The organism is Telluria sp. ZB4P37 (genome assembly GCF_059685855.1).
On sequence record NZ_JCASID010000027.1, the window covers coordinates 1 to 13717 of the forward strand.

Genomic DNA, 13717 nt, shown 5'->3' on the forward strand with positions numbered 1-13717 from the left:
CCCGTGATCAACACGAAGCCTGCCCGAACGCGTCCAAAACAAGCTAGAACAGCGCCCTCGAAGCGGCCGGGGGCACTCTAGTGAAGAGGTATCGAATTATCTTGGACACCAGTGCGCCTTCGCGGGAACCCAGGTTTGTAGCCCCGCTAGCGCATCGGCTTACGCCAGCGCCGGATAATCGATATACCCTTCCGGCCCCGACGCATAAAACAGCTCCGGCTTCGGCGCATTCAGCGGCGCATCCGCCTTGAACCGCTTCGGCAAATCCGGATTCGCAATGAACCACACCCCAAACGCGACCGCGTCCGCCTCGCCCGAAGCAATCAAGGCCTCGGCGCTTTCCTTGGTCAGCTTTTCGTTGGCGATGTACACGCCGCCGAATTCCTTCTTCAGGTGGGCGCGCAGGCTGTCGTCGCCGATGGCTTCCCGAGCGCAGATGAAGGCGATGCCACGCTTGCCGAGTTCGCGCGCGACATAGCCGAAGGTGTCAAGCGGGGTAGAGTCGCCCATGTCATGCGAATCTCGGCGCGGCGCCAGGTGCATGGCGACGCGGTCGGCGCCCCAGACCTCGATGCAGGCGTCGGTCACTTCCAGCATCAGGCGGGCGCGGTTCTCGACCGAGCCGCCGTATTGGTCGCTGCGCTGGTTGGTCGAATCTTGCAGGAACTGATCCAGCAGGTAGCCGTTGGCGCCATGGACTTCCACGCCGTCGAAGCCGGCCAGCTTGGCGTTCTCGGCGCCCTTGCGGTAGGCCGCGACGATGCCCGGGATCTCGGACAGCTCGAGCGCGCGCGGGGTGGTGAAGTCGCGCATCGGGCGCAGCAGGCTTACGTGGCCTTTTGGCGCGATTGCGGACGGCGCCACCGGCAGGGCGCCACCCAGGAAGTGCGGATCCGAGATGCGGCCGACGTGCCACAGCTGCAGGAAGATGCGGCCGCCGGCCTTGTGCACTGCCTCGGTGACGATCTTCCAGCCTGCGACCTGCTCGTCGGACCAGATGCCCGGGGTGTCGGCATAGCCCACGCCCATCGGCGTGACGGCGGTGGCTTCCGACAGGATCAGGCCGGCGGAGGCGCGCTGCACATAGTATTCGGCCATCATCGCGTTCGGTACGCGGTCGCCGCCGATGGCGCGGGCGCGCGTCAGGGGCGCCATGATGATGCGGTTCGGGAGTTCGAGCGCGCCAACGCGCAGTGGATCAAACATGGTGGTCATTGAAATGCTCCTACAGTCCGTCATTCAGTTGGCCGAGGAAGGCCTGGATGGTTTCCTCGTTACGTTGGAAGAAGATGAACTGGCCGACGCGCCGTGTGCTCACCAACCCGGCGCGCTGCAGCGTCGCCAGGTGGGCCGAGACCGTCGATTGCGACAGGCCCGCGCGTTGGTCGATCAGCTTGCAGCAGACGCCGAAGTCGAGCGGGTGCTCCTGCTCGGCGAAATACCGGTGCGGATCCTTCAGCCACTGCAGGATCTGGCGCCGTACAGGATTGGCCAGGGCCTTGTGGATCGCGTCGATGTCCATGATTTCTTCCTTGTATCGGGTTCTTTCGATCCGAATATCGTCATATTACGATATTCGGAAAATCCTTGCTGGCGGAGGGCCGATTTACGGAGCAGGGCACGGCCGGGCCCGGTGATATACTCGGCGCCCTTCGACACTCGGGCGCATACGCCGCGAAAGGACATGCATGAGCTGGTTCTATCTCTTCATTGCCGGGCTGCTGGAAGTGGCCTGGGCGGTCGGCCTCAAGTACACCGAGGGCTTCACCAGATTGATGCCCTCGCTGTGGACGCTGCTGGCGATGCTGGGCAGTATCGGCATGCTGGGGCTCGCCCTGCGCCAGCTGCCGCTCGGCACCGCCTACGCGGTCTGGACCGGCATCGGCACCGTCGGCACGGCGATCGCCGGCATGGTGATGCTGGGCGAGCCGGCCGGCGCCATGCGCCTGGGCGCGATTGCGCTGATCGTCACCGGCATCGTCGCACTCAAGTTCCTGTCGCCGGGCTGATTTCCTCGCGCCTGAACGCGCCGGACAAACCCCTGAAGGCAAGGCGAATCGTTGAAGACAGTACGCTAGTACGGCGAGGCGATGCCACGCCGTCGTCAGGGGAATTGTTCGGCGCGTTCATTCGCGGCCGAAGGACGGGTTCGGGCGGGTCAGGTAATACCACTCCGAGTTGGCATTCGCCTTAGCGTCAGGGAACAGGATGCGGCCGCTGAATTCCGCCGTGACCGGGCTGCCGTCGGCGCGCACGCCGATCTCGTCGCCTTCGTTCACAGGGTCGAAGCTCGCCCACTGGCGGGTGAAGCGGTCGGCGGCGTCCAGCTTGTCGTGGACCACGACCATCGACAGCGCTTCCATCTCCTCGAAGGGCACCGGCTCCGGATCCGGGGCCTCGATCAGCCCAAGGTGCGCGAGCGTGTTCATGATGGCGCGGAAGGCGACTTCCGGCGCGCTCGGGTCCTCATGCTGGCCGCATTCGAGCGTGAGCGCATAGCCGCCCTTGGTGCGCATGTATTCGGTGGTGCCCACGCCATAGCGCAGCACGGTCTCCAGCTCGGCCGCATTGCCGCGGCTGCGGCGCTTGACGCCGTCGCCATAGGCCGCCAGCCATCCGTCCACGAAGCGTTTCACGCCCAGGCGGCGCGCCCATGCCCGCTCTTTTCCCGCGTGTTCGAACGGCTGCAGCGGGCCCTCGTTATCGAGTGGCCCGACCATCACGAAGGGCTGGCCGCCGGTCGCGTTGAACGAGTGCAGGTCGAGCAGCACGTCGTGCTGGCCAAGCAGGGGGCAGAGCCAATTGGCGATGTGGTCCTCGAAGTCCTGCGGATCCTCTTTCGGGAACAGGTTGCGGTTCAGGTTGCGGTCGCCGTTGCGGGTGTTCTGCTCATAGGCCTTCGGATTCACCACCGGCACAAAGGTCAGGCTGCCGGCCGCGATCTGCAGCTGCCCCTTGTCGATGTCGCTCATCACGCGCAGGATGGCCTGGGTGCCGCAGGTCTCGTTGCCATGGGTCGCGCCCATGATGATCACGCGCGGGCCCGGGAGCAGGGCGGTGTAGTTGACGGATTTGAACTGGTATTTGCTGGATGAAGTCATTGCGGTGGCATGCTCGGATGTCTCGGGTGCCGGTATTCTAGCGGACAAAGCTGGCATGCGGCGGGGCGCCGTGGCATGATCCGCCACTTCCTCTTCCTGCGCCCACGCATGCAGCCCGCCACTTCCACCATCCGCATCCACGGCCTCGACACCCTGCGCGCGCTCGCCGTCACGCTGGTCGTGCTGCACCATTACGTGCTGTTCGTCAGCGACGCGCCGACTTTTGGCTGGGTGGGCGAGATCGGCTGGGTCGGGGTCGACCTGTTCTTCGCGCTGTCGGGCTATTTGATCGGCAACCAGATTTTCGCGGCGATGAAGCGCCCGGGCGGCTTCTCGCTCCAGCACTTCTACGCGCGCCGCCTGCTGCGCACGCTGCCGAATTACTGGGTGGTGCTGGCCTTGTACTTCCTATGGCCGGCCTTCCGCGGCACGGCGCCGCTGCTGCCCCTGTGGGAGTACCTGAGCTTCATCCAGAATTTCGGGCTGGAGCCGGGCAGTGCGTTTTCGCACAGCTGGTCGCTGGCGATCGAGGAACAGTTTTATATGCTGCTGCCGGCGCTGGCCCTGGCCGGTGCGGCGTGCAAGGGCTCGGTGCGGCTGGCCTGGGCGGCGATCGGGCTGGCCTTCATTGCGGGGATGCTGATCCGCGCCGACCTGTGGCAGGAAATGGCTGGACAGAAGCATAAGCTTTACTTCTATTTCAAGTACATTTATTACTCGAGCTTATGCCGCTTCGACGAGTTGCTGGCGGGGGTGGCGCTGGCGCTGCTGCGTAACCATCATCCCGGGGCATGGATCCGGCTGACGCGGCATGGGAACCTGATGGGGCTGGCCGGGGTGGCGGTGTGCGGGGCGACGTTCTGGGGCTTCCTGGACGACCGGTATGGCTACTTCGTCACCGTATTCGGTTATCCGCTGCTTGCGCTGGGTTTTTCGCTCTTGATTGTGGCCGCCGTGGCGGAAAGGTCGCTGCTGCGCAGCCTGCGCGTGCCGGGGGCGGGACCGCTGGCGCTGTGGTCGTACGCGATCTATTTACTGCACAAGCAGGTTTGCGTGCTGGGGGCGAAGTGGATGGCGGGGCAGGGGTATGGTGCAGAGTCGCAGGTAACGATCGTGGCGATGCTGGTCTTGTCAGTGGTGACGGGGTGGTTGTTGTACAAGTTGGTGGAGACGCCGTTCATGTGGCTGCGGGAGCGGTATGTGCCGAGTAATGCATTGCATCCGCTTCGCGGCAACGCTTCCGCTGGTTGACCGCGCAGCGAAACTACACCCGCGCCTCGATCACCCCAAACGCGGCGGGCGCATCGGCCAGAAACGCCAGCACTGCATTTGCCTGCACCTGGGGCTCGAACCTGGCGGTGTCGAGAATCGCCTGCCGCAGCCCCGGCACCGTCTCCACCGTATGCGCACTGCGATACGCCGCCACCAGAAGCTGCGCCAGGTCCAGCGGCGCCCCATGCCCGCGGCGCAAACGCTGTTCAATAAGGGCCAGCAGCGCGCGCTGCATGCGCGGGGTCGGGTTGAGGATTTCGCCGAACACGAGCGGCGTGTTGGCGATGGCTTCGCACAGCGTGTGCTCGATCGCATCGGGCTTCATGTCCGACGGGATGTCGAAATAAGCCTTGTTCCAGCGCGTGCGTGCATAGGCATGGCCGGGCGGGAAGGAATCGACCGTCTCGAGGCCCAGCGCACGGCTGGCGCGGGCAAGTAAATCTGACACGGTATCGATTAGCGGCATGATGGGAGCAGGTGCGAAAACGTCATGCCGGCAGTGTAGCGCAAGCGGGTGGGCTGCGTGCAGGCAGCCCACCCGCCATGTTGTCAGGCGAAGCGCCCGGCGCGGAAGTCGTCGAAGGCCTGGTGCAGCTGCTCCGTCGTATTCATCACGAAGGGCCCGTGCTGGGCAATCGGCTCATTCAACGGACGGCCAGCCAGCAGGATCAGGCGCGTCGGCTCGACCGCCTTGATCCTCACGCCGTCGGCGCCGGGGACGTTGTCGAGGATCGCCATGCGCGTCTTGCCCACGCCCTTGCCATCGACGACAACCTCTCCGCGGTACACGTAGAAGAAGGCGTTATGCCCCTGCGGGATCGGCTGCTCGAACGTCACGCCCGCAGGAATCTCCAGGTCGAGATAGAGCGGCTGAGTGTGCTCGCGCTGCACCGCCCCGGCCACGCCATGGGTCTCGCCCGCGATCACCTGCACGGTCACGCCATCCTCGTCGGTAAAGCGCGGCACGTCCTCGGCCGGGATGTCGCGGTACCAGGGCGACGTCAATTTGTCCTTGGCCGGCAAATTGAGCCAGAGCTGGAAGCCTTCCATCAGGCCCTCAATCTGCTCGGGCATCTCGGAGTGGATCACGCCGCGGCCGGCCGTCATCCACTGCACGCCGCCATTGGTCACCAGGCCTTCGTTGCCGGCACTGTCGCGGTGGCGCATGCGGCCGTTGAGCATGTAGGTGACGGTCTCGAAGCCGCGGTGCGGGTGCTCCGGGAAGCCGGCGATGTAGTCGCCGGCCTGGTCGCTGCCGAAGGCGTCGAGCATCAGGAAGGGATCGAGGCGGCGCTGCAAGACACCGGTCAAGACGCGGTTGATCTTCACGCCCGCGCCGTCCATCACGAACTGGCCGTTGACCAGGCGTTCGACGCCGCGCGATTTCACGATCGTGGCGAGCTTGGTTTGCTGGGTCATGCTGTTCTCCTGTGGTTGATCCGTGTGCCGTGCCGCCCCGGGCGGATCTTATGCCAGTGCCGCTTCGACGGCTTCGTTGGCTGCCTGCTGGCCTTTTGCGGCCGCTTCCGGACCCATGTTCAGGCCCGACGAGTAGATGAAGGTATGGTCCTTCAAGCCCAGGAAGTTCAGCAGCATGCGGATGTGCGGCACTTGCGGGTCGGCCTCAAGCGGATACACCCCGCCGCGCGCAGTGGCCACATACACCTTCTTGTCCTTGAGCAGGCCTTCCGGACCGGTCTCGGTATAGCGGAAGGTCACACCCGAGCGGGCGATCGCGTCGAACCAGCCCTTGAGCTGGGCCGGCATGCCGAAGTTGTACATCGGGGCGCCGATCACGATCACGTCGGCGGCCTGCGCTTCCGCGATCAGGGCGTCATCCAGGGCCACGCGGGCAGCCTGCTCGGCAGAGCGCTGGTCCAGCGGGGTGAAAATGGCACCGACGGCCGCGCCGTCCAGCAGCGGGTGGGGCTGGGCGCCGAAGTCGCGGCGCACCACGCTTGCGCCCGGGTTGGCGGCGACCAGCTTGTCGACGACGAGATTGGTCACGCGGGTGGTTTCCGAATCGTTGCCACGTACGCTGGAAGTGATGTGCAGGATGTTCATGGTGTGTCCCTTTGTCCGAAGAATGAGTTGATGGACCTACTGTAAAGGTTCCATAAACAATGCGGAAGCCAGTAGAATGGATAACATTATCCTGCTGGTGGAACAATCATGGATGTCGAACCGAATGACCTGCTGTTGTTTGCCCGCATCGTCGAGGCGGGCAGTTTCAGCCGCGCCGCCGAGCGCGTGCAGCTGCCGAAATCGACCGTCTCGCGCCGCATCGCGCTGCTCGAGCAAAAGCTGGGCGAGCGCCTGCTGCAGCGGACCACGCGCAAACTGATGGTCACGGAGTTCGGCGCCAGCCTGCTGGAACATGCGCGCAAGGTGGTCGAAGAAGTGGAGGCCGCCGGGGCGCTGGCGCAGCACCGCCAGGGCGAACCCAGCGGCAAGCTGCGGATGTCGGTGCCGGGAGACTTCGCCAACAGCGGGCTGCACGAGGTGATCGCGCGCTATATCGCACGTTATCCGGCGGTGTCGGTCGAGATGGACCTGTCGCCGCGCCGGGTCGACCTGATCGCGGAAAACTTCGACATCGCGATTCGCATGGGCGACTTGCCGGACGATGCTTCGCTCAACGCGCGCCCGATCAACGTCGAACACTTCGGGCTGTACGCGTCGCCGGCCTACCTGACCCGTCACGGCTTGCCGGAACACCCGGACGATTTGCTCAAGCACGATTTGCTATGCATGCTCAGTCGCAGCGGCGCTGCCCCCACCTGGGTGCTCACGCGCGGCAAGCTGCGCTGGGAGCGGCAGCTTGCGGCGCGGCTGACCGCCAATTCGCCCGACCTGCTGGCGCGCATTGCGTCGCGCGGCGCCGGCATCGCGGGCAGTTCGCGGACTTTCGCGAGCCCCTACCTGGCGACGGGAGAACTGGTGCGGGTGCTGCCGGATTGGGATTTGCCGACCGCGAGCGGCTGGGCGGTGTTCCCGGGGCGGCGGCTGATGCCGGCCAAGACCCGGGCCTTCCTGGACTTGATGGAAGGCGAGTGCCGCGAGCGCGGGCACCGCCCCGGTAGCGTTTAGGCGGGACGATTGCCCATGGTCTCGCCCAGGCGCACCGAGCGCTCCGGCGCCCACTCGCCATTGAAAGCGATCGCGCCCTTCTTGAACAGCATGACCACGGTGGAGCCGAGCAGGAAGCGTCCCATCTCTTCGCCTTTTTTCAGGCTGACCTGTCCGGGCTCGTAATTCCACTCGCAGATGCGGGTCATGCGCGGCGGGTTCACCACGCCGTGCCAGGCGGTCGCCATGCTGCCGACGATCGTCGCGCCCACCAGGGTCATCACGAAGGGTCCGTGCTCGTCGGACTCGAACACGCAGACCACGCGCTCGTTGCGGGCGAACAGGCCCGGCACGCCGCGCGCCGTGGTCGGGTTCACCGAGAACAGCTTGCCCGGCACGTAGATCATGCGCGTCAGGCGGCCGTCGCACGGCATGTGGATGCGGTGATAGTCCTTCGGACTCAGGTAGAGGTTGGCGAAGTGGCCGTGCTGGAAATGCGCGGCCAGCTTCTCGTCGCCGCCGACCAGCTCTGCCGAGGTAAACTTGTGACCTTTGGCCTGGAAGATGTGGTGGTCGTCGATGTCGCCGAACTGGCTGATGGCGCCGTCCACCGGGCAGACGAAGTCCGCTTGCGCCAGCGGGCGCGCATCCGGGCGCAGCGGACGGGTGAAAAATTCGTTGAAGCTGCTGTAGCTGGCGATATCCGGATTCGCAGCCTCGTCCATGTTCACGCCATACTTGCCCACAAACCAGCGGATCAGGCGGGTCGTCATGGCGCCGCCCTTGGCGCCGGCCACGCGGCCGGCAAAATTGGTCAGCGCCGTTTTCGGCATTACATACTGGGGCAAGACTTTTAAGCGGGACACTTTGATGGGCCTCTGAATATTGGTTCGATGTCGAATTATAACGGCGATAATGTGTGGGAATAACATGTTTCTCGCTGCATAAGGGTTGAGGGATTTTCTGCAGGCGTTTGCCGCCGTCAGTACGCCATGCCGGGCGTATTGGCGCCCCATGCATGCGCGAGTCACCGCGACAATGGGAATTGCTTCTGGGACAATGTCGGTCCCTGCGTCCGAGAAGCACAAGGCCGACACCGGACTATGCCTCTCGTTTCCTATTGGTGGAATTCTGGATTGCTAGGCCATAGCAATAAAATATACCAAGAACCGTTTACATATTGCTCAGTCATGGCATATAGTCATTCGCACAAGCCGAATAACTATTTTTGGAGACTGGTATATGAACTTGTTGCGCCCGCGTTACCTGGCCTTGACCATCGCCGCGCTGTACGCCCCGGCATTCGCGCAGGAGGCGCCAGGCAGCGCTCCGGTGCAGCAGGTGGAAGTGAAGGGCAGCAGCGAGACCTACGACCCGCGCCGCGACGATACGGCCTCGCGCATCGTCGTCAGCCGTGAGGAGATCGCGCGCTATGGCGACACCAGCGTGCTCGATGTGTTCAAGCGCATTCCCGGCGTGACAGTCACCACCGGCCTTGGTCGCAGCACCCAGGTGCGGATGCGCGGACTGGGCGCGGGCTATACCCAGATCCTGGTGAACGGCGAGCGCACGCCGGCCGGCTTCTCCCTCGACAACCTGTCGCCCGAGACCATCGAGCGCATCGAAGTGCTGCGCGTGGCCAGCGCCGAATTCTCGACCGCAGCGATGGCCGGCACCATCAACATCGTGCTGCGCAAGACGATCAGGAAGCGCGAGCGCGAAGCCAAGCTGGGCTACCTGCTCTCGAGCGACTTCCGCGGTCCGACCTTCAGCAGCCAGCTGGCCGAGCGCGGCGACACCTCGTCCTGGTCGCTCACCGCCAGCGGCAACCACGACGCCCTGGCACGCGAATGGAGCGGCTTCGAAGAGAACATCGCCCCTGGCGGTGTGGTGGACATGCGCCGCACCACCTTCGCGCCGGAACGCGGCCACATGAACCGGCTGAACCTCGGTCCCACCCTGAACTGGACCCTGGACAACGGCGACAAGCTGGCATGGGAAACGGTGTTCAACGGCAGCAGCTTCCGCAATAACCCGCGACCCCGGGTGACGACCCTGGTCGGCAGCCCGCCGCCGACGCCCATCCTGCAGATCTTCGGCGAATTCGACGACCGCATGCTCAAGTCCGATCTGCGCTGGACCCGTGAGCTGCCCACTGGCGCCAAGCTCGATGCGAAGCTGGGCCTCGAGTGGTCATCGCGCAAAATGTTCGTGCGCCGCTCTGGACTGGACGGCGCCGGCTTGCCGGAGTCGGACGGCTCGACCCTGCTAGATACCCACGCCAGGGGCGCCAACTCGACGGGCAAGGCCACGCGCACGTTTGAAGGAGGCCATGCGCTGTCGCTGGGCTGGGACATCGGCGTCAACAGGAGTTCGGACCTGCGCGTGGAGCGCGATCGCATACGTCTCCTGGCGCCCGGTCTGCCGCTTGGTACGCCGCTGGACGAGCATTTCCGCGCCGAGGCTATCCGCGCGGCCCTCTACGCGCAGGACGAGTGGACCGTGAGTCCGCAATGGTCGGTCTACCTCGGCACCCGTTGGGAAGGAGGGCGCACGCGCGTCTCGGGCTCCGGGTTCGAGCCCGCCCGGATCGACTCCGGAGTCCTGAGTCCGATCCTGCAGGCCCTGTACAAGTTCGCGGACAAGGATGGGAAGAAAAGCGGCGACCAGCTGCGCATGGCCCTGAGCCGCACCTACAAGGCGCCCGACCTCTACAGCCTCGTGCCGCGCCGCTCGGCCTGGGAAAACAACAGCGCCACCGAGGCGGACTTCGTGGGCAACCCGAACCTGAAACCGGAACTGGCCTGGGGCGTGGACGCCGCCTACGAGCATTACTGGGCCGAAGGCGCGATGGTGTCGGTGAGCGGTTCGGTCAAACGCATCGACGACTATACGAGCAACCGCATCTATTTCGACGGCCAGCGCTGGATTTTCACGCCCGTCAACGACGACCGCGCGATGCTGCGTAGCCTGGAAGTCGAGACCAAGTTCCCGCTCAAGTCGCTGTTCGCGGAAGCGCCGGCCATCGACCTGCGCGCCAGCGTGAGCCGCAACTGGTCGCGGGTCGAATCGGTACCGGGCCCGAACAACCGGATGGAGCAGCAGACGCCGCTCACCGCCAATGCGGGTTTCGACTACAAGTCCGGCGCACTGGCTGCCGGCGCCAGCGTCGCGCACCGGCGCGGCGGGCCGATCCGGGTGGCGGCGAACCGCGGCTTCTACAACTATGCCCGCACCGACCTGGACGCCTACGCGCTATGGACCTTCAGCCCGAAGCTGCAGTGGCGGGTGGCCTTGTCGAACCTGCTCGGCGAGGATGGGGGCTTCGGGGTGTCGTATGCGGACCCGGTGCGCGGCCTGGAAAAACGCAGCTGGGCCTATCCGGGCGGCGTCAAGCTGCGCACCACGCTGGAAATGAAGTTCTGAGGCGTCAAGCGGGGTTGCGGTCGGCCGGCGCTTCTTCCTGGGGGCTTTCCTGCGGGCCGGCGTGGACGTGGTGCTTGCGGAAGTAATGCCAGGCCACGAAGATCGCCGCTGCCTGCATCGCCGCGCACAGCAGGAAATGGCTGCCGATGCGCCAGTCGCCGGGCGGCAGGTGGCTGACGCCGGCCAGGATCGCGGTGCCGACCAGCGGCGTGATGATCACGCCCAGGCTGCTGATCGATTGCAGCGATCCCATGAGCTCACCCTGCTGGTTGGCCGGGGTGGTTTTCGAGATGATTGCCTGCAGCGCCGGTCCGGCAGCGAAGGCCAGCACATTGCACAGGATGATCGCGTACATCATCCAGCCCTGGGTGGCCAGGCCATAGCCCAGGAAGGCCAGCGCGCCCGAGGCGATCCCCAGCAGCGACAGGCGCACTTCGCCGAAGCGCCGGATCAGCACTGCCAGCATGCCGGCCTGTACCACCGCCGAGACCAGGCCCACGCAGAACATGGCAAGACCGTTGTCACGCGGGGTCCAGCCGAAGCGGAAGGTGGTGTAGAGCACCCAGGTCGATTGCAGCATCATCTGGCCGAAGGTGACCAGGGTGACCACGATCACCAGGCCGCGGATGTCCTGGCGCCGCACCAGGCGCAGCAGGGCCGCGAGCGGGTTCAGGCGCGCCCAGGCGAAGGGTGCGCGCTCGCCTGGCGCCAGCGACTCGGGCACCATCAAGTAACCGTAGACCAGGTTGGCCGCGCTCAGCAGGGCGGCCACGTAGAAGGGCAGGTGCAGGTCATTGTTACCCAGCAGGCCCCCTAACATGGGGCCGCAGATGAAGCCCAGGCCGAAGGCGGCGCCGATCTTGCCGAAGCTCTTGGCGCGGTTTTCCTTGGTCGAGATGTCCGAGGCATAGGCCGCGGCCACCGACATGCTGGCCGAGGACATGCCGCCGATGATGCGGCCGACGAACAGCCATCCCAAGGTCGGCGCCCAGGCCGTGACCAGGAAATTCAGGCACATGCCGGCCATCGAATACAGCAGCACGGGGCGGCGCCCGACGCGGTCGCTGAGCGCGCCCAGGGCCGGCATGAACAGGAATTGCAGCACGCCGAAGGTCGCCGCCAGCACCCCGAACCACAACGCGTGGTCTTCCTTGGCCGTCACGAACTGCCCGACCAGCAGCGGCATGACCGGGACGATCAGCCCGATGCCGAGCATGTCGATGAAGATGCAGACCAGGACGAAATTGAGCTTGCCGGTGCTGGATGTCTGAAGCGCGGTGGTGCTGGTCATGCGGGCCTCGGGCTGGGATCGGTCGCCAATCTTAGCACTTGGGTATGTGTTCAGGAATCTTTTGCAACTCCCCATTCGGCGGCAAACATGGTGCGGTAGGATTCGAGCAGTTCCAGGCGGGCCAGGCCCAGCGCGCGGCCCGCCTCGGTCTGCATCTTGCCGGGCAAGCTAGCCAGCTTGGCCGCGATATGGTCGAGCGAATAGGCGCGGTCGTCCAGCTGCCGGCTAGTCGCCAGCGGGTCGCCCGGGTGGGCCAGGCTGCTCCCCATGCGCCCGGCGGTATAGAACATGCGCGCCAGGCCCACGGCCCCCAGGGCATCGAGCCGGTCGGCATCCTGCACGATCTGCGCTTCCAGCGATTCGGCCGGGATGTTGGCGGAAAAGCTGTGCGCCTCGATCGCATGCGCCACGGCGTCGAGCCGCTCGGGCGGGAAGTTCAGCCACGCCAGCTGGTGGCGCGCCAGCTTGGCCGAGCGGCGCGATGCCTGGTTGCGCTCCGGGTCGTCCTTCGGCAGGTTGACCAGGTCGTGAAGGTAGCAGGCCGCCATCACGACCAGGGCGTCAGCCTGCGGATGCTGTTCGAGCAGGGCCTGGGCATTGCGCCAGACGCGTTCCAGGTGGTTGGCGTCGTGGGCGCCGTCGCCCCCGCTGCCGCCGGCGGCAAGGGCGGCCAGGCGCGGGCGCCAGGTCGCGAGGTCGGTATTGGGTTCAGGCGGCGTGTTCAGGGCTTGGTTCATGCGGTTCTTGAGCAGGGAGGGAAAGGACGGCGCGCTGCGACAGCGCATCGGCGCGGGTGTTCTTGTGGCGCGGGATCCAGTGCAGGGTGGCGCCGGGCAAACGGGCGAGCAGGGCGCGCGCCCGGGCGCGGTAGTCGCGCAGGCTGGGCGCGCCGGCGCAGTCGGGGGCGTTGAGGTCGTCGATCACCACCTGGCTGTCGCCATGGATCGCAAGCGGGCCCGCTCCATGCGCGACCGCCGCTTCGAGCAGCGCAATCAGCGCCGAGTATTCGGCTTCGCTGCTGTTGCCATAGCCGCAAGCACGGGACAACTCGGCCAGCACGCCATCCGGGCCTTCCAGTACGGCGCCGATGGTGCAGCGGCCGGGATTCGGGTGGGCGGAACCGTCGAACCAGGCGCGCCAGGCCAGGGCGGGCGCGGGTTGCCGGCGGCGTGCGGCCGAGGCGCAGGCGCGCGCGCGCCGTACCGCCGCCTGCATTTCGCTATGCTCGCGCTCTGCCGCACGGGTAGTTAATAGATGCTCGAGGCCGGCCGTGCCGGCGCGCAGGCTCAGGGTGGCGCGCAGGGCTTCGTCCTGAGGAACGCCGGTGCGTTCGGCGAGCTTGCGGCTGGCGGCAAGTTCTCCCTTGAACGCGGCGGCGAGAAGGCTGGCGAAGTCGGCATCAATATCGGTCATGGCCGGAAGCATAGCAAAAGGCGCCCGAGTGAACTGAACCCCAAAAGTTGGACACCAACTTTTGGGGTTTTTTCATGTCGAAGTACAGTGAGCAATTTAAGCTCGCCATCGTCCAGCAGTACCTTTCCGGCACTGCGGGTTACAA

General features: G+C 65.6%; 14 protein-coding genes. 4 read left to right on the forward strand and 10 right to left on the reverse strand.

The window, feature by feature from the left end:
• Positions 1–159: 159 nt before the first annotated feature.
• Positions 160–1215: an alkene reductase gene (locus tag AC56K1_RS22725; protein WP_497160045.1), complete on the reverse strand. Its 1056-nt coding sequence runs from the start codon at positions 1213–1215 to the stop codon at positions 160–162.
• Positions 1216–1225: 10 nt separating this feature from the next.
• Positions 1226–1522 (reverse strand): ArsR/SmtB family transcription factor, encoded by a 297-nt coding sequence (locus AC56K1_RS22730; RefSeq protein ID WP_497160046.1) that lies wholly within the window; start codon positions 1520–1522, stop codon positions 1226–1228.
• A gap of 166 nt (positions 1523–1688) precedes the next feature.
• Here AC56K1_RS22730 and sugE point away from each other — a divergent pair, with 166 nt between their 5' ends.
• Complete coding sequence (gene sugE, locus AC56K1_RS22735; RefSeq protein WP_497160047.1) at positions 1689–2009, forward strand: quaternary ammonium compound efflux SMR transporter SugE; 321 nt, start codon at positions 1689–1691, stop codon at positions 2007–2009.
• 117 nt (positions 2010–2126) lie between these two features.
• On the opposite strand, the gene AC56K1_RS22740 is transcribed toward sugE, so the two are convergent.
• Positions 2127–3101 (reverse strand): succinylglutamate desuccinylase/aspartoacylase family protein, encoded by a 975-nt coding sequence (locus tag AC56K1_RS22740; protein ID WP_497160048.1) that lies wholly within the window; start codon positions 3099–3101, stop codon positions 2127–2129.
• Positions 3102–3176: 75 nt separating this feature from the next.
• Between AC56K1_RS22740 and AC56K1_RS22745 the strand changes: the two genes are divergently transcribed.
• Positions 3177–4352 (forward strand): acyltransferase family protein, encoded by a 1176-nt coding sequence (locus AC56K1_RS22745; protein ID WP_497160049.1) that lies wholly within the window; start codon positions 3177–3179, stop codon positions 4350–4352.
• A gap of 13 nt (positions 4353–4365) precedes the next feature.
• Here AC56K1_RS22745 and AC56K1_RS22750 read toward each other — a convergent pair whose 3' ends face one another.
• From AC56K1_RS22750 to AC56K1_RS22760, 3 genes are all read right to left on the reverse strand, one after another.
• Complete coding sequence (locus AC56K1_RS22750) at positions 4366–4821, reverse strand: hypothetical protein (protein ID WP_497160050.1); 456 nt, start codon at positions 4819–4821, stop codon at positions 4366–4368.
• Between the two features lie 101 nt (positions 4822–4922).
• Positions 4923–5792 (reverse strand): pirin family protein, encoded by an 870-nt coding sequence (locus AC56K1_RS22755; protein ID WP_497160051.1) that lies wholly within the window; start codon positions 5790–5792, stop codon positions 4923–4925.
• Positions 5793–5840: 48 nt separating this feature from the next.
• A complete protein-coding gene (locus AC56K1_RS22760) occupies positions 5841–6437 on the reverse strand; it encodes an FMN-dependent NADH-azoreductase (protein ID WP_497160052.1) in 597 nt (198 codons plus the stop codon).
• 108 nt (positions 6438–6545) lie between these two features.
• On the opposite strand from AC56K1_RS22760, the gene AC56K1_RS22765 reads away from it, so the two are divergent.
• Positions 6546–7463 carry a LysR family transcriptional regulator gene (locus AC56K1_RS22765; RefSeq protein WP_497160053.1) on the forward strand — a complete coding sequence of 306 codons (918 nt, stop codon included), beginning with the start codon at positions 6546–6548 and terminating at the stop codon, positions 7461–7463.
• Here the strand turns inward: AC56K1_RS22765 and asd are convergent.
• Positions 7460–8290, reverse strand: a complete 831-nt coding sequence (asd, locus tag AC56K1_RS22770) for an archaetidylserine decarboxylase (RefSeq protein WP_497160054.1) — start codon at positions 8288–8290, stop codon at positions 7460–7462. The genes AC56K1_RS22765 and asd overlap by 4 nt on opposite strands.
• Before the next feature lie 394 nt (positions 8291–8684).
• Here asd and AC56K1_RS22775 point away from each other — a divergent pair, with 394 nt between their 5' ends.
• On the forward strand, positions 8685–10868 hold the full coding sequence (locus tag AC56K1_RS22775) for a TonB-dependent receptor plug domain-containing protein (RefSeq protein ID WP_497160055.1): 2184 nt from the start codon (positions 8685–8687) through the stop codon (positions 10866–10868).
• A gap of 4 nt (positions 10869–10872) precedes the next feature.
• Here the strand turns inward: AC56K1_RS22775 and AC56K1_RS22780 are convergent, their stop codons facing one another.
• Genes AC56K1_RS22780 through AC56K1_RS22790 form a run of 3 tightly spaced genes read right to left on the reverse strand, consistent with a single transcriptional unit; the run spans position 10873 to position 13572 of the window.
• A complete protein-coding gene (locus AC56K1_RS22780; protein WP_497160056.1) occupies positions 10873–12159 on the reverse strand; it encodes a TCR/Tet family MFS transporter in 1287 nt (428 codons plus the stop codon).
• 50 nt (positions 12160–12209) lie between these two features.
• The gene (locus tag AC56K1_RS22785; RefSeq protein WP_497160057.1) at positions 12210–12896 is read right to left on the reverse strand and encodes an HD domain-containing protein; all 687 of its coding nucleotides are present in this window, start codon (positions 12894–12896) and stop codon (positions 12210–12212) included.
• Positions 12868–13572 (reverse strand): ribonuclease HI family protein, encoded by a 705-nt coding sequence (locus AC56K1_RS22790; RefSeq protein ID WP_497160058.1) that lies wholly within the window; start codon positions 13570–13572, stop codon positions 12868–12870. The genes AC56K1_RS22785 and AC56K1_RS22790 overlap by 29 nt, the downstream gene beginning before the upstream one ends.
• Between the last annotated feature and the right edge of the window lie 145 nt (positions 13573–13717).